Annotated in this window: 17 protein-coding genes; 6 read left to right on the forward strand and 11 right to left on the reverse strand. The window is 72.9% G+C overall.

The features are described 5' to 3' along the window. Nucleotides 1-114: 114 nt before the first annotated feature. From ACN268_RS19535 to ACN268_RS19545, 3 genes are read right to left on the reverse strand one after another with little or no spacing between them, the layout of a single operon-like run. Complete coding sequence (locus tag ACN268_RS19535) at nucleotides 115-1,176, reverse strand: type III polyketide synthase (RefSeq protein WP_421484446.1); 1,062 nt, start codon at nucleotides 1,174-1,176, stop codon at nucleotides 115-117. Between the two features lie 58 nt (nucleotides 1,177-1,234). Further along, nucleotides 1,235-2,401, reverse strand: a complete 1,167-nt coding sequence (locus ACN268_RS19540) for an acyl-CoA dehydrogenase family protein (RefSeq protein WP_421484447.1) — start codon at nucleotides 2,399-2,401, stop codon at nucleotides 1,235-1,237. A gap of 44 nt (nucleotides 2,402-2,445) precedes the next feature. Further along, complete coding sequence (locus ACN268_RS19545; protein WP_421484448.1) at nucleotides 2,446-3,204, reverse strand: class I SAM-dependent methyltransferase; 759 nt, start codon at nucleotides 3,202-3,204, stop codon at nucleotides 2,446-2,448. Between ACN268_RS19545 and ACN268_RS19550 the strand changes: the two genes are divergently transcribed. The 4 genes from ACN268_RS19550 to disA all read left to right on the forward strand — a co-directional run bounded on the left by ACN268_RS19550 (nucleotide 3,203) and on the right by disA (nucleotide 7,916). Further along, nucleotides 3,203-4,090, forward strand: coding sequence for a UbiA family prenyltransferase (locus ACN268_RS19550; RefSeq protein ID WP_421484449.1), 888 nt, complete (start codon nucleotides 3,203-3,205; stop codon nucleotides 4,088-4,090). The two genes, ACN268_RS19545 and ACN268_RS19550, sit on opposite strands and share 2 nt — an antisense overlap. Nucleotides 4,091-4,232: 142 nt before the next feature. Next, a complete protein-coding gene (locus ACN268_RS19555; RefSeq protein WP_421484450.1) occupies nucleotides 4,233-5,054 on the forward strand; it encodes a hypothetical protein in 822 nt (273 codons plus the stop codon). Nucleotides 5,055-5,140: 86 nt separating this feature from the next. Beyond that, nucleotides 5,141-6,592 carry a DNA repair protein RadA gene (gene radA, locus ACN268_RS19560; protein WP_421484451.1) on the forward strand — a complete coding sequence of 484 codons (1,452 nt, stop codon included), beginning with the start codon at nucleotides 5,141-5,143 and terminating at the stop codon, nucleotides 6,590-6,592. A 142-nt stretch (nucleotides 6,593-6,734) separates the two neighbouring features. Beyond that, nucleotides 6,735-7,916, forward strand: a complete 1,182-nt coding sequence (gene disA / locus ACN268_RS19565; protein WP_421484452.1) for a DNA integrity scanning diadenylate cyclase DisA — start codon at nucleotides 6,735-6,737, stop codon at nucleotides 7,914-7,916. 9 nt (nucleotides 7,917-7,925) lie between these two features. Here the strand turns inward: disA and ACN268_RS19570 are convergent, their stop codons facing one another. The 3 genes from ACN268_RS19570 to ACN268_RS19580 form a co-directional block, all read right to left on the reverse strand. Continuing rightward, nucleotides 7,926-8,657 carry a hypothetical protein gene (locus ACN268_RS19570; RefSeq protein ID WP_421484453.1) on the reverse strand — a complete coding sequence of 244 codons (732 nt, stop codon included), beginning with the start codon at nucleotides 8,655-8,657 and terminating at the stop codon, nucleotides 7,926-7,928. A gap of 148 nt (nucleotides 8,658-8,805) precedes the next feature. After that, on the reverse strand, nucleotides 8,806-9,369 hold the full coding sequence (locus ACN268_RS19575; RefSeq protein ID WP_421484454.1) for a peptide deformylase: 564 nt from the start codon (nucleotides 9,367-9,369) through the stop codon (nucleotides 8,806-8,808). A 175-nt stretch (nucleotides 9,370-9,544) separates the two neighbouring features. Beyond that, nucleotides 9,545-10,057: a glycine cleavage system protein R gene (locus tag ACN268_RS19580; RefSeq protein ID WP_421484455.1), complete on the reverse strand. Its 513-nt coding sequence runs from the start codon at nucleotides 10,055-10,057 to the stop codon at nucleotides 9,545-9,547. A 96-nt stretch (nucleotides 10,058-10,153) separates the two neighbouring features. Here ACN268_RS19580 and ACN268_RS19585 point away from each other — a divergent pair, with 96 nt between their 5' ends. After that, on the forward strand, nucleotides 10,154-11,059 hold the full coding sequence (locus tag ACN268_RS19585; protein ID WP_421484456.1) for an A/G-specific adenine glycosylase: 906 nt from the start codon (nucleotides 10,154-10,156) through the stop codon (nucleotides 11,057-11,059). A 118-nt stretch (nucleotides 11,060-11,177) separates the two neighbouring features. Here the strand turns inward: ACN268_RS19585 and ACN268_RS19590 are convergent, their stop codons facing one another. The 3 genes from ACN268_RS19590 to lysS all read right to left on the reverse strand — a co-directional run bounded on the left by ACN268_RS19590 (nucleotide 11,178) and on the right by lysS (nucleotide 16,139). Next, nucleotides 11,178-13,703 (reverse strand): ATP-dependent Clp protease ATP-binding subunit, encoded by a 2,526-nt coding sequence (locus ACN268_RS19590; protein ID WP_088647575.1) that lies wholly within the window; start codon nucleotides 13,701-13,703, stop codon nucleotides 11,178-11,180. 469 nt (nucleotides 13,704-14,172) lie between these two features. Beyond that, nucleotides 14,173-14,517, reverse strand: a complete 345-nt coding sequence (locus ACN268_RS19595; protein ID WP_168222573.1) for a histone-like nucleoid-structuring protein Lsr2 — start codon at nucleotides 14,515-14,517, stop codon at nucleotides 14,173-14,175. 113 nt (nucleotides 14,518-14,630) lie between these two features. After that, on the reverse strand, nucleotides 14,631-16,139 hold the full coding sequence (gene lysS / locus ACN268_RS19600; protein ID WP_421484457.1) for a lysine--tRNA ligase: 1,509 nt from the start codon (nucleotides 16,137-16,139) through the stop codon (nucleotides 14,631-14,633). Between the two features lie 93 nt (nucleotides 16,140-16,232). Between lysS and ACN268_RS19605 the strand changes: the two genes are divergently transcribed. Beyond that, nucleotides 16,233-16,973 carry a class I SAM-dependent methyltransferase gene (locus ACN268_RS19605; RefSeq protein WP_421484458.1) on the forward strand — a complete coding sequence of 247 codons (741 nt, stop codon included), beginning with the start codon at nucleotides 16,233-16,235 and terminating at the stop codon, nucleotides 16,971-16,973. A 28-nt stretch (nucleotides 16,974-17,001) separates the two neighbouring features. Here ACN268_RS19605 and ACN268_RS19610 read toward each other — a convergent pair whose 3' ends face one another. Both ACN268_RS19610 and nadC read right to left on the reverse strand, forming a co-directional pair. Continuing rightward, nucleotides 17,002-17,760, reverse strand: a complete 759-nt coding sequence (locus ACN268_RS19610) for a type III pantothenate kinase (protein WP_088647577.1) — start codon at nucleotides 17,758-17,760, stop codon at nucleotides 17,002-17,004. A gap of 71 nt (nucleotides 17,761-17,831) precedes the next feature. Then, nucleotides 17,832-18,728, reverse strand: coding sequence for a carboxylating nicotinate-nucleotide diphosphorylase (gene nadC / locus ACN268_RS19615; RefSeq protein ID WP_421484459.1), 897 nt, complete (start codon nucleotides 18,726-18,728; stop codon nucleotides 17,832-17,834). Nucleotides 18,729-18,951 lie beyond the last annotated feature (223 nt).

The following is an 18,951-nucleotide window of genomic DNA, read 5'->3' on the forward strand; positions in this document are numbered from 1 at the left end:
GGCGCAGCGCCGACCACACCCGCCCTGACCAGGTAGTCCACCTCACCGTGGGCGCTCCCGGCCGGCCCGACCGGGAGTGGTTCAGGCCGGGGTGCGGTGGCGGGTGGAGGAGGCTCAGGAGCGGCGTTCGAGCAGGGCGGCGTAGAGGGTCAGTCCCGGGCCGAAGGCGAGCAGCACGATCCACCGGGGCGGTGCCGCCGCCCGCAGCAGCCGCTCCAGGATCAGCAGCACCGTGGGCGACGAGCAGTTGCCGTGCGCGTCCAGCACCGCCCGGGAGGCCGCCAACGCGTCGTCGGGCAGGGCCAGCTCCCGCTCCACCACGTTGAGGATGCGCGGGCCGCCCGGGTGAACCGCCCAGCCGTCCACCTCGGCGACCGTCGTGCCGTGCCGGGCCAGCAGGCCGTCCACCAGCCCCCGGACGTGCGCCGAGAGCACCTGCGGGACCTTCGGCGACAGGCCCATCCGGAACCCGGTGTCGGTGACGTCCCAGGTCATGTGGTCGGCGGTGGAGGTGTCGGTCACCGAGGCGACCTCGCGCAGCACGTACCCCCGGCCGGTGGTGTCGGTGCCGGGAACCAGCACGGTGGCGACCGCCGCGTCGGAGAAGAGGGCGTGCGAGATGATCTGCTGGGTGTCCATCCGGGCCGAGGACGGCTGGATGTGCAGGCTGGTCAGCTCGGCGCAGAGCAGCAGCGCCGGCCGGCCCCGCGCGGTCACGAAGTCACCCGCCGCGCCCAGCCCTGGCAGGGCCGCGTAACAGCCCATGTGCCCGACGAACATCCGCTGGCAGTCCGGGGCCATGCCCAGGTCCCGGGCGAGCAGGATGTCCAGCCCGGGGGTGGCGTAGCCGGTGCAGGAGCAGACCACGAACAGCCCGAGGTCACCGGCGGCGAGGCCGGCGGCGGTCAACGCCCGGCCGATGGCCTCCTTGCCCAGTGGCAGCGCCTCCACCTGGTACCGCCGCATCCGCCTGTCGGTCGGCCAGTCGGAAACGTCCTCCAGCAGCGGGTTGACCGCCGCCTGCCGGTGGGACACCCCCGAGTTGGCGAAGATCCGCTCGGCCAGTGCCCGGGTGGGACCCGAGAAGTGCTTCGCGAAGTAGCCCGTCCAGAGTTCGTCCTGGGCGGCGCCGGGCGGGTGTGCCGCCCCCAGCCCCGCGATCAACGGCACAGCCATCTGTCCCCGCCTCTCGTCCGCACTGCCCGTCCGGTGGTCGCCCCGACCCCCGTCACCCTCACCAACGAGGGGCCGTTCCGTCGCGGTCCGGGTCACCCCCGAGCACCGCCACCCCGAGCCAGTCGGCGCACACGTCGGAGGTCGCCGGATGCAGCGAGCCGCAGCGGGCGTCCCGGTAGAGCCGTTCCAGTGGATGCCCCCGGCGGGTCGCCGACGTCCCGGCCGCCTCCAGCATGGACGCCGCCACCTCCGCCGCCGTGGTGCCGGCGAGCAGCTTCGCCCGCCACACCCACCGGTTCGTCTCGGCGTCGCCGGGGGCGTCGTCGACCCGGCGGGCCGCCTCGGCCACCACCAGCTCCGCCGCCGCCACCGCCGCGTCCGCCCGGCCGAGCCGGGCCCGCACCGCCGGCAGACCGCCGAGGTCCCGCGCGGTGAGGTGCTCGGCGGCGGCGTCCACCGCCGCCCGGGCGACCCCCACGTAGACGGCGGCGTAACTCGCCACCAGCCAGTGCGGCATGAGCTGGGCGACCACCAGGGCCAGCCCCTCCACGCCACCGAGCAGCCGGTCCGTCGGCACCGTCACGTCCAGGTGCAGGTCGTGCGACGAGGTGGCCCGCATGCCCAGGGCGTCCCAGGTCGGCTCCACGGTCACCCCCGTGCCGGCGGGCACCAGGAACTGGGACACCAGCGAGGGGTCGGCGGCGCTACGGGCGGCCACCAGGTAGCCGTCGGCGTGCCCGGCCCCGGAGCAGAAGGTCTTGCTCCCCTTGATCCGCCAGCCGCCGTCGACCGGTTCGTAGACCGTGCTGAGCCGGGACAACCGGGCCCCCGCGCCGCGTTCGCTCATCGCCACCGCGTACCAGGCGCCCTCGGCCGCCGCGCGCAGCAGCCGGTCCCGGGCGGCCAGCGCCTCGTCCGGTACGCCCAGCGCCTCGGCCAGTTCCTCGGTCACCGCGCCGAGCGCGCCGGTGACCGAGGCGTGCATGTTGAACACCAGCGCGGTCGCGCCGTTGCCCCGGGCCAGTTCGGTGGCGACCGCCGCGTACCTGGCGAAGGAGGCTCCCGCGCCGCCCAGCACGGTCGGGACCATCAGCCCGAACAGCCCGGACTCCCGCAGGTCGGCGAAGTCGTCGACCGGGAACGTGCCGTCCCGGTCGTGCCCGGCGGCGCGGGCGGCGAACCTCGGTGCCAACCGACGGGCCACCGCCGGTGCGTCCACAGTCATACGGTCCCCTTCCTGGGTGTTCCTGGTACCCCGAACCGGGGCGGCTAGCCGTGCCGGACGCCCCGGCCCTGGTAGAGCACCGCCGTCGACCAGGTCGGACGGATCGCGGGCCCGTCGTGGGGGACGTCGCGGGCGGCACCCCCACGGGAACGCCGCACCAGCCAGCCCAGCGTCGCCCGCAACCCCGGCCGGACCCCCCGCACCCGCAGGGTGACGCCGTGCCTGGCGCACTCGACGACCAGCGCCCGGTCGTCCACGAACAACCGTGGGTCGTGGATGCCCCGGGGCACGGTGGGCAGGCGTTCACCCAGCTCCACCGCGACCAGCCGGGCCAGCAGCGTGTCGTTGAGGGTGTCCAGCACGAGCAGCCCGCCGGGGCGCAGCAGCCGGCACGCTTCGGCGACCGCCGCCCGCCAGTCCGGTACGTGCTCCAGCACCTCGCCGGCCGCCACCACGTCGGCGCACCCGTCGGCGAGCGGCACCGCCGTGACGTCACCGGCCAGCGTGGTGACGCCGTGCGCCGCCGCCTGTTCCAGGGCCGACCGGGTGAGGTCCACCCCGACGTGCCGGTAGCCCTTGCCGGCCAGGTGGGGCGCCATCAGCCCGGCGCCGCAGCCCAGGTCGACCAGGACCGCGTCGGGCCGGGCCGCCGGCGGTACCAGGGCGGCGCGGGCCCGGGCCAACCAGTGCAGCATCGCGAACGCGCCGTCGGGCCGCCACCACTCGCCGGCCAGGTCGTCGTACTGGCGGGGATCGTTGGGGGGCAGCACGCGTACACCGTCGGACACCGGACCGTGACCCATGGCATCGAGCGTGGCACGACCGGCCGGTAACGACCAGACTTCCCTTATGTGGCGGACGGTGTTAGGGCTGGTCAAAGCGAGTCATCCGGAACCGGGCCTGGCCGTGACCACGGTGGCCGGGCTGCTCGCCGTCGCGGTCGGTCACCGTCCGGCCGGGACGGTCGCCGTGGTGCTCACCGTGCTGTCCAGTCAGCTCGCCGTCGGCTGGACCAACGACGCGGTGGACGCCGGGCGGGACGCCACGGTGGGGCGTACCGACAAGCCGGTCGCCGCGGGGGCGGTGGGCCGCCGGACCGTGGTGGTGGCCGCCGTGCTGGCCGCGCTCGCCACCCCGCTGCTGGCGCTGACCACCACCCCGGTCGCCGCGCTCTGCTACACCGTGGGCCTGGTCTCGGCGCTGCTCTACGACTGGCCGCTGAAGTCCACCCCGGTCTCGGTGCTGCCGTACGCGGTCTCCTTCGGCTCGCTGCCCGCCTTCGTGGTGCTCGCCCTGCCGGGGGCGCCCACGCCGCCGCTCTGGCTGGTCGTCGCGGCGGCCTGCCTGGGCGCGGGGGCGCACTTCGCCAACGTGCTGCCGGACCTGGCCGACGACGCCCGGACCGGGGTACGCGGGCTGCCGCACCGCCTCGGTGCCACCGGCAGCCGGCTGGCCGCCGCGGGGCTGCTGCTCGCCGCCACCGTCGCCCTGGTCCTCGGGCCACCCGGGTCGCCGTCGTGGGTCGGCTGGTCGGCGGTCGCGGCGGCCGTCGCGGTGCCGGCCGTCGGCTGGTACGCGGGCCGCGCCGCCACCCGGCGCGACGGCCGCTCGGTGGCCGCCTTCCGGGCGGTACTGGTGGTGGCCCTGATCGATGTGCTGCTGCTGGTGGCGAGCGGTCGGGTGGTCTGACCGGCACCCGCCCGGGTGGCGGCACCGGGTCCGTGTGCGGCCCTCGATCAGCCCCAACTACCCTGGAGCGCGGTCTGCGCGGGTATGACCACCCCGCGCCCGGGGCACGCACCGGGTGGGGATCGTGACGAGGAGGACCGACGTGACGCGCTCGATCAGGGGTTCCCGGCGGGCCACCCTGCTGCTGTCCGGCCTGGCGGGGGCGACCGCCCTGCTGGCGACGGGCTGCGGGGCGGGCCAGGTGTCCGAGACCGCCAACAAGCAGCCGTCGGTCCAGGGGGTCAACGTCCAGACGTCGGACAACGCGTACAAGGTGCGTGGCCTCTACGTCGACTACCCGGGCGAGGACGGTCTCACCGCAGGTGCGAACGCCGCGCTCAACGCCGTGATCTACAACGACACCCGGGACCCGGTCACCGTCACCGTCACCACCGACAGCGCCCGGCAGATCGTGCTCACCGGGGCCGCCGGCTCGGCCAGCCCCTCCGACTCCGCCTCCCCCTCGGAGAGCGGCTCGCCGTCCGGAAGCGCCTCCCCGTCCGAGGGGGCCTCCCCGTCGGGCAGCGCCTCGCCGGCCGAGGGCGCTTCCCCGTCCGGGAGCGCGTCGCCATCCGAAGGTGCCTCGCCGTCCGAGGGTGCCTCGCCGTCGGAGGGCGCTTCGCCCTCCGAAGGCGCCTCCCCGTCGGCGCCGGCCGGCCAGCCGGCCCGGATCGAGATCCCGGCCCTCGGGTACGTGCAGCTCAACGTGCAGAACGGCCAGCACCTCCAGCTCGTCGGGCTGAACGAGGCACTGCGCACCGGGCAGCAGGTCAACCTGACCTTCGACTTCGGCGACGGCCGTACCGTCAGCACCCCGGTCCCGGTCGGGGTGCCGCTGAGCCCGGCGCCCCAGTCCTCCCCGATCGTGCACCGCGAGGGTGGCGAGGAGAGCGGCCAGGAGGGCAGCTCCGGCCACGGCGGCTGACCCCACGGGCGAGACACCGACACCGCTGGCGTGGCGACGACCACGCCGGCGGTGTTTTCGTCACCGGTGAGGGTTAGCGTCCTGGGGTGACCACCCCCCGATCGACTCCCGCCCGTGGCGCGTCCGGCGCGTCCCGGGGCCGGGCCGCCCGCGAACCCCGCCCCGCCTACGCGTGCGACGCCTGCGGCCACCAGCCGCCCAAGTGGGTCGGGCGGTGCCCGGAGTGCGGCGAGTGGGGTTCGGTGGTCGAGTCCACCGTCACCGGGCCGGTCGTCTCCGGCCGGGTGGTCAGCTCCCGGATGCCGGCCGAGCCGGCCCGGCCGATCGCCACGATCAGCGCCGCGCCGGCCCGCGCCCGCCCCACCGGGGTCAGCGAACTCGACCGGGTCCTCGGCGGCGGCCTGGTCCCCGGCGCGGTGGTCCTGCTCGCCGGGGAGCCGGGGGTCGGCAAGTCCACCCTGCTGCTCGACGTGGCGCAGCAGTGGGCGGCCACCGCCGGCAGCCCGTCGCTGGTGGTCAGCGGCGAGGAGTCGGTCAGCCAGGTCCGGTTGCGCGCCGAGCGGATGGGTGCCCTGCACGAACAGCTCTGGCTGGCCGCCGAGAGCGACCTGAGCGCCGTCCTGGGTCACCTCGACGCGGTCAAGCCGGGTCTGCTCGTCCTCGACTCGGTGCAGACCATCTCCACCACCGGGGCCGAGGGGGTGCAGGGCGGGGTCACCCAGGTCCGGGCCGTCACCGCCGCCCTGGTCGCGGTCGCCAAGGAACGCGGCATCGCCACCGTGCTGGTCGGTCACGTCACCAAGGACGGTCAGGTCGCCGGCCCCCGCGTGCTGGAACACCTGGTCGACGTCGTGCTGCACTTCGAGGGGGACAAGCACTCCTCGCTGCGGATGGTCCGGGGGATCAAGAACCGGTTCGGCGCGGCCGACGAGGTCGGCTGCTTCGAGATGCACGAGGGGGGCATCAGCAGCCTGGCCGACCCGTCCGGGCTCTTCCTCACCCGCTACTCCGAGCCGGTCCCGGGCACCTGCGTCACGGTGGCGATGGAGGGGCGGCGGGCGCTGCTGACCGAGGTGCAGGCGCTGATCGGCGCGACGGTGGCCGGGTCGCCCCGGCGTACCGTCTCGGGGCTCGACGGGGCCCGGCTGGCCATGGTGCTGGCGGTGCTGCAACGCCGTACCGAACGGCTGACCCTGCACGACCGGGAGGTCTTCGCGGCCACCGTCGGCGGCATCCGGGTCGTCGAGCCGGCCGCCGATCTCGCGGTCGCGCTGGCGGTCGCCTCCGGCGGGCTCAACCTGGCCATCGCGCCGCACCTGGTGGCGATCGGCGAGGTCGGGCTGACCGGCGAGGTGCGCCGGGTCGGTGCCGTCCCCCGCCGGCTCGCCGAGGCGGCCCGGCTCGGCTTCCGGATGGCCCTGGTGCCGCCCGGGTGCGGCCCCGAGAGCACCGGCGCCGGCCCGGACAGCATGCGGGTGACCGAGGTCACGGACGTCCGGTCGGCGCTCCAGGCGGTCGCCCGCGCATCCGCGGAGTGACCGAGGGTGGCGACGACGGGGGACCGGTCGGGCCATACCGGTCGACGTCCGGCAGGCCCGACCAGGGGAGGTCATCCGACGCCGTGACACATCACAGTAACCACGAGAGCACCCACCGCAGGGCAGTCCGTAGACTGTGCGCGTGCCGACCGACCGCGACGCCGCCAAGCCTGCCGGCGCGACGCCCCACACCCGCGCCGCCGCCGTGGGTTCGCCCACCCGTCCGATCAGCGTGAGCGTGGCCGGGGCCGCCGGCAGCGCCGGTGATCCGCTACGGGCCAATCTCGCACTGATGGCTCCCGGCACCGCGTTGCGCGACGGGCTCGAACGCATCCTGCGCGGTCGGACGGGCGCACTGATCGTCCTCGGCTACGACAAGGTCGTCGACGGGATCTGCACCGGCGGCTTCCCGATGGACGTCGAGTTCTCCGCCACCCGGGTCCGTGAGCTGTGCAAGATGGACGGCGCGGTGGTGCTCTCCAGTGACGGCACCCGGATCGTGCAGGCCGGGGTGCACCTGATGCCCGACCCGTCCATCCCGACCGAGGAGTCCGGCACCCGGCACCGCACCGCCGAGCGGGTGGCCCGGCAGACCGGCTACCCGGTCATCTCGGTCAGCCAGTCGATGCGGATCATCAGCCTCTACGTCAACGGGCAGCGGCACGTGCTCGACGACTCGGCGGCGATCCTCTCCCGGGCCAACCAGGCCCTGGCCACCCTGGAGCGGTACAAGCTCCGCCTCGACGAGGTCTCCGGCACCCTGTCCGCGCTGGAGATCGAGGATCTGGTCACCGTCCGCGACGCGGTCGCCGTGGTACAGCGGCTGGAGATGGTCCGCCGGATCGCCGACGAGATCGCCGGGTACGTGGTCGAGCTCGGCACCGACGGCCGCCTGCTCGCCCTGCAACTCGACGAGCTGATGGCGGGGGTCGACGCCGACCGTACCCTGGTCATCCGGGACTACCTGCCCGCCGGCCGCAAGTCGCGCACCCTCGACGAGGCCCTGGTCGAGTTGGACCTGCTCGGCGCGACCGAGCTGATCGACCTGGTCGCGGTCGCCAAGGCGATCGGCTACCCGGCCGCCTCCGACGCGCTCGACGCGGCGGTCAGCCCACGCGGGTTCCGGCTGCTGGCCAAGGTGCCCCGGCTGCCGGTGGCCATCGTCGACCGGCTGGTGCTGCACTTCGGCAGCCTCCAGCGGCTGCTCGGGGCGACCGTGGAGGACCTCCAGGCCGTCGAGGGCGTAGGTGACGCGCGGGCCCGGGGCGTCCGTGAGGGGCTGTCCCGGCTGGCCGAGGCGTCCATCCTGGAACGGTACGTCTGACCGGGACGGTCAGCCGGTGACGACCAGCTTGACCGGCTCGCTCAGCTTGGTGCCCACCCGGGCGAAGACCTGGTAGTTGCCGGCCGGCGGGTTGGGGCCCGCAGCCACCCCCTGGTTGCACCGGCTGGCGTCCATGCCGTTCCAGGTGAGTTGGTAGGAGCGCTCGAAACCGGGGGTGAACGACTGCACGTCGGCGCCCCGGCCGGTGCCGCAGGTGTCCGACGACCAGACCTTCTCCGCCCCGGACTTGATGAACAGCTCCTGGGCGTCCGCGCCGACGTCCCGGTTGCAGGTCCGCTGGGACTTGTTCCTGACCTTGAGGCTGAGGTCGACCGGGGCACCCCGACGTACCTCGGCGGGGAGCGCCACCGGGGTCACCACGATCTCGCTGTCGGTGCAGGTGCCGTCGTCGACCCGGACCGGATTGGCCGGCGGGGTGGGCGGATCGGCGGGCGGAGTGCTGCTCGTGTCCGGATCGGTGGTCGGCCCAGCCGGCGGAGCCCCCGCCTCGGAGCCGCCCGACGGGGAGGCGGAACCGGCAGGCGGCGAGGCGGTCGTCGGGGTTGTCCCGCCCGCGGCGGGGGCCGACGACGAGGCCCCGGCGCCGGGTGTGGCGCCGGTGTCCCCCGATCGGGCACACGAGTAGAGCAGAACAACCAGGAGCAGAAGCCCCGCTCCGAGTACGACGGCACGACGCCGCCAGTACACGGCGGAAGGCAGGGGACCGACCGTCAGACGCATGATGCCCCCACCGTAGCGGCGCGGCGCACCTGGACCGGCCACGACTCGCCGGGCATCAGGCACCGGGCGGCGAACGACGTTCCACTGACGACAGTCGGCCGGCCCGCTGCGCCGGGGACCGGTGTCGCCACCGGGGTGACCGGCCGGGTCACAGGTAGACCTTGCGTTGGTAGACCGCGTGCGCGCCGGCCACCCGGTCGAGGAAGAGCAGCCCGGCACAGTGGTCGATCTCGTGTTGCAGGGCGCGCGCCTCGAACCCGTCGGTGACCAGCCGCACCGCCGTGCCGCTACCGGGCAGCGCCCCCTCGACCACCAGCCGGCTGGCCCGCTTCACGTCGCCGGTCAGGTCGGGCACCGACATGCAGCCCTCCCGGCCCGGCTTCCACCGGCTCGCCTCCACCACCCGGGCGTTGCAGAGCACGAAGGTGCCGTGCACCGTCACCGCCTTGGGATGCCCGGTCACGTCCACGGCGAACACCTGCGCCCCCACCCCAACCTGTGGCGCCGCCAACCCCACGCAGCCGGGCGACACCCGCATGGTGGCCACCAGGTCGGCGGCGAGCCGGACGGTCTCCTCGGCGGTCGGGTCCACCTCCGGGCCCGGCTGGCTCAGCACCGGCTCGGGGGCGCAGACCACCCGACGCACCTCCCCCGGCAGGCCCAGGTCCGCCGGGGTCCAGCCGCCGAGCCCGAGGTAGGGTTCCGCGCTCACGGGTTCACCTCGGTTCGCGACTGCGAGGCTCGCAGGATCGGCTCGCTCCTCGCGCTCACCGATCCGTCTTTCGGTCGCGACTGCGGGGCTCGCACACCCCGCTCGCTCCTCGCGCTCACCGATCCGTCTTTCGGTCGCGACTGCGGGGCTCGCACACCCCGCTCGCTCCTCGCGCTCACAGGAGGTCCGGGTCGGCGGGGCGCAGGGACACCCCGACCCCCAGGTCGGCGGCCGTTCGGGCGAGTCGGCCGGCCAGCTCGTCGGCGCGGCCAGTCGGCAGGTCCACCTCGGCCACCACCACGTAGAGCGTGCCGGCCAGGCGGGTGCTCAGATCCGTCACGTTGCCACCCGCCTCGGCGATCACCCGGGTCATCGCGGCCACGATGCCCATCCGGTCCGCGCCGTGCACCGACAGCACGTACGGCTCACCCGCCGGCGTCGCCGTACCGTCCGGGATGACCGCGCGTACGGTGGCCAGGAGTTGGCCGTCGGCGGCCAGCGGGGTCAGGGCGGCCTCGACCTCGGCGACGGCGGGGCCGACGCAGATCAGGGTCATGGCGAAGTGACCGCGCAGCCGGGTCATCGTGGAGTCGGTGAGGTTCGCGCCGAGCCCGGCGAGCACCTCGGCGACGTCGGCCACGATGCCGGGCCGGTCCCGACCGATGACGGTGATCGCGAGCTCGCTCATCCGGGCATTCTGCCCGATCCGCACGGCGGCGCGGCGACGCCCCGCCCGGCCCGCCCAACCAGCGGGAAGCCATCGCGTGACATCATCGTCGGCGCGATGACTGAACCCACCTTCACCACCCTGGTCAGCCGGTGGTACGAGCAGAACGCCCGCGACCTGCCCTGGCGGGTGCCCGGCATCGGGGCCTGGCCGATCCTGGTCAGCGAGGTCATGCTCCAGCAGACCCCGGTGGTACGTGTCCTGCCCGCCTGGCACGCCTGGCTCGCCCGGTGGCCCGATCCCGCCGCCCTCGCCGCCGACACCCCGGCCGAGGCGATCCGGATGTGGGGTCGGCTCGGCTACCCGCGTCGCGCGGTACGGCTGCGCGAATGTGCGGTGGCGATCGTGGAGCGGCACGGCGGCCTGGTGCCCGACCAGTTGGACCAGTTGTTGGCGTTGCCCGGCATCGGCACGTACACGGCGCGGGCGGTCGCCGCGTTCGCCTACGGCCAGCGGCACCCGGTGGTCGACACGAACGTCCGACGGGTCGTCTCCCGGGCCGTCGCCGGTGAACCGGATGCGGGCCCGGCCACCACCCCGGCCGACCTGGTCGCCTGCGCGGAGCTGCTGCCGGTGGAGCCGGCCGCCGCCGCACTGGCCAGCGCCGCCTTCATGGAACTCGGGGCGATCGTCTGCACCGCCCGCTCGCCGCGCTGCACGAGTTGTCCGGTCGAGTCGATCTGCGCATGGCGGGCGTCCGGCCAGGCGGCACCCACCGGTCCGACCCGCAAGGTCCAGCGGTACGCGGGCACCGACCGTCAGGTACGCGGACTGCTGCTCGGGGTGCTCCGGGACGCCACCGGTCCGGTGCCGCACCAGCGGCTCGACCAGGTGTGGCACGACGACGTGCAGCGGGCCCGCGCGCTCGCCGCGCTGGTCAGGGACGGCATGGTGGAGCCGGTCGGCGAGCAGCACTTCCGGCTCATCGGGGACGGGCCGGTCACCCAACCGCTTCCCGGCTGACCGGGAGCGCATCCGGCCGGCCCCGCCCGACCCACCTGACAGACGGGGCGGCGGCCCGGTGGCTCACGCCACCGGGCCGCCGCCCTCGTGCTCGGTGTCCTACCGACCCCGTCGGGGCCTACTCGCCCGTGGTGGCGGCGCCACCCAGGTCGGCCGGGACGGCGTCCGGCACTGCGGCCGGACGGTCGGAGCCGTGGAAGACCAGCTTCGACTTGTCGATGTCCTCCGGGTCGCCCTCGCAGTCCACCACCACGATCTGACCGGGGGTCAGCTCGTTGAACAGGATCCGCTCGGAGAGGTTGTCCTCGATGTCGCGCTGGATCGTCCGACGCAGCGGACGGGCACCCAGCACCGGGTCGAAGCCCTTCTTGGACAGGTACTTCTTGGCGTTGTCGGTCAACTCCAGGCCCATGTCCTTGTTGCGGAGCTGGCCCTCGATCCGCTGGATCATGATGTCCACGATCGAGAGGATCTCGTTCTGCCGCAGCTGGTGGAAGACGATGGTGTCGTCGATCCGGTTGAGGAACTCGGGCCGGAAGTGCTGCTTCAGCTCGTCGTTGACCTTCTGCTTCATCCGGTCGTAGGTGGACTCGGAGTCCTCCGACTGCTGGAAGCCCAGCGACACCGCCTTGGCGACGTCCCGGGTGCCCAGGTTGGTGGTCAGGATGATGACCGTGTTCTTGAAGTCCACGATCCGACCCTGACCGTCGGTCAACCGGCCGTCCTCCAGGATCTGGAGCAGCGTGTTGAACACGTCCGGGTGGGCCTTCTCGATCTCGTCGAAGAGCACCACCGAGAACGGGCGACGACGCACCTTCTCGGTCAGCTGGCCGCCCTCGTCGTAACCGACGTAGCCGGGAGGGGCACCGACGAGGCGGGACACCGTGTAGCGGTCGTGGAACTCGGACATGTCCAGCTGGATCAGCGCGTCCTCGCTGCCGAACAGGAACTCGGCCAGCGCCTTGGACAGCTCGGTCTTACCGACACCGGACGGGCCGGCGAAGATGAACGAGCCGGACGGCCGCTTCGGGTCCTTCAGGCCGGCCCGGGTACGCCGGATCGCCTTCGACACCGCCTTGACCGCGTCCTCCTGGCCGATGACGCGCTTGTGCAGCTCGTCCTCCATCCGCAGCAGCCGGGAGGTCTCCTCCTCGGTCAGCTTGTAGACGGGGATGCCGGTCCAGTTGCCGAGCACCTCGGCGATCTGCTCGTCGTCGACCTCGCTGACGACGTCCAGGTCACCGGCCTTCCACTCCTTCTCCCGCTGCGCCTTCTGACCGAGGAGCTGCTTCTCCTTGTCGCGCAGCTGGGCGGCCCGCTCGAAGTCCTGCGCGTCGATCGCGGACTCCTTGTCGCGGCGCACCTGGGCGATCCGCTCGTCGAAGTCACGCAGGTCTGGCGGCGCGGTCATCCGGCGGATGCGCATCCGGGCTCCGGCCTCGTCGATCAGGTCGATCGCCTTGTCGGGCAGGAAGCGGTCGGAGATGTACCGGTCGGCAAGCGTCGCGGCGGCCACGAGGGCGGCGTCGGTGATGCTCACCCGGTGGTGTGCCTCGTAGCGGTCCCGCAGGCCCTTGAGGATCTCGATGGTGTGGGCCAGCGACGGCTCACCCACCTGGATCGGCTGGAAACGACGCTCCAACGCGGCGTCCTTCTCCAGGTGCTTGCGGTATTCGTCGAGGGTGGTCGCACCGATGGTCTGCAGCTCGCCCCGGGCCAGCATCGGCTTGAGGATGCTCGCCGCGTCGATCGCGCCCTCGGCGGCACCCGCACCGACCAGGGTGTGGATCTCGTCGATGAACAGGATGATGTCGCCCCGGGTGCGGATCTCCTTGAGCACCTTCTTGAGGCGCTCCTCGAAGTCACCCCGGTAGCGGGAGCCGGCGACCAGGGCACCGAGGTCGAGGGTGTAGAGCTGCTTGTCCTTCAGCGTCTCGGGCACCTCGCCCTTGATGATCTTCTGGGACAGGCCCTCCACCACGGCGGTCTTACCGACGCCGGGCTCACCGATCAGGACCGGGTTGTTCTTGGTGCGGCGGGACAGCACCTGCATGACCCGCTCGATCTCCTTCTCGCGCCCGATCACCGGGTCGAGCTTGCCTTCGCGGGCGGCCTGGGTCAGGTTGCGACCGAACTGGTCCAGCACGAGGCTGGTCGACGGCGCGGCCTCACCCGGCGCGGTGCCGGCGGCGGCCGGCTCCTTGCCCTGGTAGCCGGAGAGGAGCTGGATCACCTGCTGGCGGACCCGGTTGAGGTCGGCGCCCAGCTTCACCAGCACCTGGGCGGCGACGCCCTCGCCCTCGCGGATCAGCCCGAGCAGGATGTGCTCGGTGCCGATGTAGTTGTGGCCGAGCTGCAGCGCCTCGCGCAGGGACAGCTCCAGCACCTTCTTGGCCCGGGGCGTGAACGGGATGTGCCCGCTCGGCGCCTGCTGGCCCTGGCCGATGATCTCCTCGACCTGCTGACGGACGCCCTCCAGGGAGATGCCGAGGCTCTCCAGGGCCTTGGCCGCCACACCCTCACCCTCGTGGATCAGGCCCAGCAGGATGTGCTCCGTACCGATGTAGTTGTGGTTGAGCATCCGGGCCTCTTCTTGGGCCAGGACGACAACCCGTCGCGCTCGGTCGGTGAACCGCTCGAACATGCCCTCGTGCTCCTCACGTGCCGTGCGCCTCGACTGCGAGATCTTGGCGGGGCCGGTGCTCGGACGTCCGGGACGGGCGTCCGTGCCTCCTTACTCTATCGCCGCTGACCGACTCCGCTGAGGTCGTGTCTCCTCGTACCGAGCCGTTCCGACGTCGTTTTGACCAACCATCCGCGCTCAGGAGGTGTTCCGGCACCCCAGCCTGTACGCGCAGAGCGAAATTCGCCCGGGGTGCACGACGCCCTCCCGGGGGCCCGTGGGTCATCCACAGGCTGTGGACGAAGTCTCCACCGCCTGTGGACAACGCCCCCGGAGCCGGAAAACTTCCCTCCCGGGCCGGGTACCGCCGCCGGGCGCAAGGAGGAGCACCCGCGACGCCCGGAGGCACCGCGGACCGCCCGGACCGGCCCCAGACGGCGACGCCGGCCCGGAGGCGTGCTCCGGCCCGGCGTCGGTTCGCCACTGACGCTCAGCGGGTCGCGTGGTACTCGTCCACGATCTCCTGCGGGATGCGACCCCGGTCGGAGATGTCCTTGCCGTTCTTCTTGGCCCAGGACCGGATCGCCTTGTTCTGCTCGCGGTCGGCGGTCGCCCCGCCCCGGCCCCGGGCGGCCCGGCCACCCACGACCACGCCGCCCCGACCGACCCGGGTACCGGCGGCCACGTACGGCGCGAAAACATCCCGCAATTTGTCGGCGTTGGAGTTCGACAGGTCGATCTCGTACTGAACGCCGTCGAGGGCGAACTTGACGGTCTCGTCCGCGTCCCCGCCGTCCAGGTCATCGACCAGCTTGTGAATGATCTGCTTGGCCACGTCCCACATTCCTTTCGAGCAGGGTGCTCCTGCAATAGGAGCACGATAACCCGCCCGATGCTTGCCACGTCAATAGGTCGCTGTAACGACCCGGCAAAGGTCCCCCTGCGGGGCTACTCGGCACGGACCAACGGGAAGAGGATGGTTTCCCGAATTCCCAGGCCGGTCAGCGCCATCAAGAGCCGGTCGATTCCCATTCCCATACCCCCGGCCGGCGGCATTCCGTACTCCATGGCCCGGAGAAAGTCCTCGTCCAGCCGCATGGCCTCGTCGTCGCCCCGGGCGGCCAGCTGCGCCTGCGCGACCAGGCGTTCCCGCTGCACCACCGGGTCGACCAGCTCCGAGTACGCGGTGCCCAACTCGAAGCCGAGCACGTAGAGGTCCCACTTCTCGGCCAGGCCGGGCTCGCTGCGGTGGGCCCGGGTCAGCGGGCTGGTCTCCTCCGGGTAGTCGCGCACGAAGGTCGGTGCCTGGAGGCTCGGCACCACCAGTTCCTCGAACAACTCCTCGGCCAGCTTGCCCGGACCCCACTTCGGGTCGACCGCCAGCCCCACCTTGTCGGCGTACTCCACCAGGCGGGCCCGGTCGGTGCGGACCGTGACCTCCTCGCCGAGGGCCTCGGAAAGCACCCCGAAGAGGGTGACCGAGCGCCACTGCCCGCCCAGGTCGAACTCGCGCCCGTCGGCGTGGGTCACCGTCGTCGAGCCGCTGACCGCCACCGCCGCCTGCTGCACGAGATTACGGGTCAACTCGGCCATCGTGTCGTAGTCGCCGTACGCCTGGTAGGTCTCCAGCATCGCGAACTCCGGCGAGTGCGACGAGTCGACTCCCTCATTGCGGAAGTTGCGGTTGATCTCGAACACCCGGTCGACCCCGCCGACCACGGCGCGCTTGAGAAACAGTTCCGGCGCGATTCGCAGATACAGATCCGTACCGAGCGCATTGCTGTGGGTCACGAATGGGCGGGCCGCCGCGCCCCCGTGCAGCAACTGGAGCATCGGCGTCTCGACCTCGATGAATCCCTGGCCGTGCAACGAGTCGCGCAGGCTGCGCACCGCCGCGGCCCGGGTCCGGACCATCTGGCGCGCCTGCGGACGGACGATCAGGTCCACGTAACGCTGGCGGACCCGGGCCTCCTCGCTCAGCGGCTTGTGCGCCACCGGCAACGGACGCAGCGCCTTGGCGGTCACCGCCCACTCGTCGGCGAGCACCGACAACTCACCACGCCGACTGGTGATCACCTCGCCGGTGACACCGACGTGGTCACCCAGGTCGACCAGGCGCTTCCAGTCCTCCAGCCGCTCCGCGCCGACCCGGTCCAGGGAGAGCATCGCCTGCAACTCGGTGCCGTCGCCGTCGCGCAGGGTCGCGAAACAGAGCTTGCCGGTGTTCCGTACGAAGATCACCCGGCCGGTGACCGAGACGCGGTCCCCGGTCGCGGTGTCGGTGGGCAGTTCGGCGTACCGCTCGCGCACCTCGGCCAGGGTGCTGGTCCGGGGAAAACCGACGGGGTACGGCTCGACGCCCTCGGCGAGCATCCGGTCCCGCTTCTCCCGGCGGACCTTCATCTGCTCGGGAAGGTCGTCGGCGGGGTCCACTGGCACGGCGTTCTGCTCGGTCACGGCACGCTTCCTCGGGCTTGGGGAGTTTCGACTGGGTCAGCCCATGAGCGTACTCATGCCCCCGGGCGGCCGTTACGGGATAACCTGCCCGGCATGGTCGAGCACACCCGGGCACGGTCCTTCGGTGCGGTCGCCGCCGACTACGACCGGTTCCGACCCGGCTATCCGGCCGAGGCGCTGCGCTGGGCGCTGGCCGGCGCGGGTGCGGTCGCCGGCGTGGTCGACCTGGCCGCCGGCACCGGCCTGCTCACCCGTGGCCTGCGGGCCCTCGGCCACCAGGTGACCCCGGTGGAACCCGACCCGGCGATGCGGGCCCGGCTCGACGCGGCCGTCCCCGGGACCACCGCGCTGGCCGGCTCCGCCGAGGCGGTCCCGCTGCCCGACGCGAGCGCCGACGCGGTGCTGGTCGGGCAGGCGTACCACTGGTTCGACCGGGAACGCGCGCACGTCGAGATCGCCCGGGTGCTCCGGCCGGACGGCATCTTCGCTCCGATCTGGAACATCCGGGACGAAACGGTGGACTGGGTGGCCGAGCTGGGGCGGATCGCCCAGATGGGCGAGAGCAGCAGCGACCTGACCGTGAAGGTGACCACCTTCGGTGCGGCCTTCGGCCCGGTCGAGCTGGGCCGGTTCACCCACCGCACGACCGTCACCGCAGACGAGGTGGTCGGGCTGATGCGTACCCGCTCACACTGGTTGGTCGCCACCCCGCAGCAGCGGCAACGGATGGAACGGGACCTGCGCGAACTGTTCGCCACCCACCCCGACCTGGCCGGCCGGGCGACCGTCGAACTGCCGTACCAGACGCTGGTCTTCCGGGCCCGGCGGCGCTGAACCGCCGCGACCGGCCCGGCCGCCGTGATCAGGTGTTGCGCTCGTAGACCATGCGCAGGCCGATCAGGGTGATCATCGGCTCGTGGTGGGTGATGGTCCGGCACTCGCCGATCACCACCGAGGCCAGCCCCCCGGTGGCGATCACCGCCCGGACCTCGCCCAACTCCTCGGTCATCCGCTCGACGATCCGGTCGACCTGCCCGGCGAAGCCGAAGTAGAGGCCGGACTGGAGGCACTCGACGGTGTTCTTGCCGATCACCGAGCGGGGCTTGTTCGCCTCCACCTTGCGCAGCTGGGCGGCGCGGGCGGCGAGCGCGTCGAAGGAGATCTCGATGCCGGGGGCGAACGCCCCGCCGAGGAACTCCCCCCGGCCGCTGATCACGTCGAAGTTGGTGGTGGTGCCGAAGTCCACCACGATCGACGGGCCACCGTAGAGGGTGTACGCGGCCAGTGTGTTGACCACCCGGTCCGCGCCGACCTCCTTCGGGTTGTCGATGGCGAGCTGCACGCCGGTGCGCACCCCCGGCTCGACGACGACGCTCGGCAGGTCGGCGTAGTAGCGGGCCAGCATGGTCCGCAGCGAGCGCAGCGCCGCCGGCACCGTCGAGCAGGCGGCCACCCCGGTGATCTCCACGGCGTCACCGGCCAGCAGCCCCCGGAACATCAGCCCCAGCTCGTCCGCTGTCGAGCGGGCGTCGGTCTTGATCCGCCACGAGTGCACCAGGCGGTCGCCGTCGAAGGTCGCCAGCACGGTGTTGGTGTTTCCGATGTCGATGCAGAGCAGCACGCACGCAGCCTAGACGCCGGCCGGGCCGCCGGACGCGAGGAGTGGGCCGGGCCCCGGCCGCCCGTGCCGGCTCACCGCTCGCGCAGGTCCAGGGCGATGTCCAGGATCGGCGACGAGTGCGTCAGCGCGCCCACCGAGAGGTAGTCCACCCCGGTCGCCCCGTACTCGGCGGCCACCTCCAGGGTCAGCCCACCGGTCGCCTCCAGCTCCGCCCGGTCGCCGACCGCCGCGACCACCTCGCGCAGCGTCGCCGGGGACATGTTGTCCAGCAGCAGGAAGTCGGCACCCGCCTCGACCGCCTCCACCGCCTCGGCCGGGGTGTCCACCTCCACCTGCACCGGCACCTCGGGGAAGGTCTGCCGGACCCGCCGGTAGGCCGCCCCGACCCCACCGGCGGCAAGCTTGTGGTTGTCCTTGATCATGGCGACGTCGTACAGACCCATCCGCTTGTTGGTGCCGCCACCGGCGCGGACCGCGTACTTCTCCAGCATCCGCAGGCCGGGAGTGGTCTTGCGGGTGTCCAGCACGGTCGCCTTGGTGCCGGCCAGGGCGTCCGCCCAGGCCCGCGTGTGGGTGGCCACCCCGGACATCCGGGAGAGCAGGTTCAGCGCGGTGCGCTCGGCGGTGAGCAGCAGCCGGGTCGGGCCGGTCACCGTCGCCAGCACGTCACCCCGGGCCACCCGCGCGCCGTCGTGGGCCACCACGACCACCTCGACCGTACGCTCCGCAGCGGTCACCTCCCCGACCAGCTCGAAGACCGCGGCGGCCACCGCCAGCCCGGCCACCACCCCGTCCTCACGGGCCACCAGGTCGGCGGTGTCGGTCTGCCCGGCCGCGATGGTGGCGACGCTGGTGACGTCGCGGAAATCCGCCCCCAGGTCCTCGGTGAGCGCGTCGACGATCACCCGCCGCACCCGCTCCGGGTCCAGCCCACCGACGGTTAGCGCCTGCCGCGTCGATTCCCGCACTGTGTTCCTCTCGTTCGCCACTGCGGGGCTCGCAAACCCGGCTCACTCCTCGGGCTCACCCTGCCCCCTCCGTTCGCCACTGCGGGGCTCGCAAACCCGGCTCACTCCTCGGGCTCACCCTGCCCCCTCCGTTCGCCACTGCGGGGCTCGCAAACCCGGCTCACTCCTCGGGCTCACCCTGCCCCCTCCGTTCGCCACTGCGGGGCTCGCGCCACCGCTCCTT

Source organism: Micromonospora sp. WMMD735 (genome assembly GCF_049178995.1).
Taxonomy (GTDB): domain Bacteria; phylum Actinomycetota; class Actinomycetes; order Mycobacteriales; family Micromonosporaceae; genus Micromonospora; species Micromonospora wenchangensis.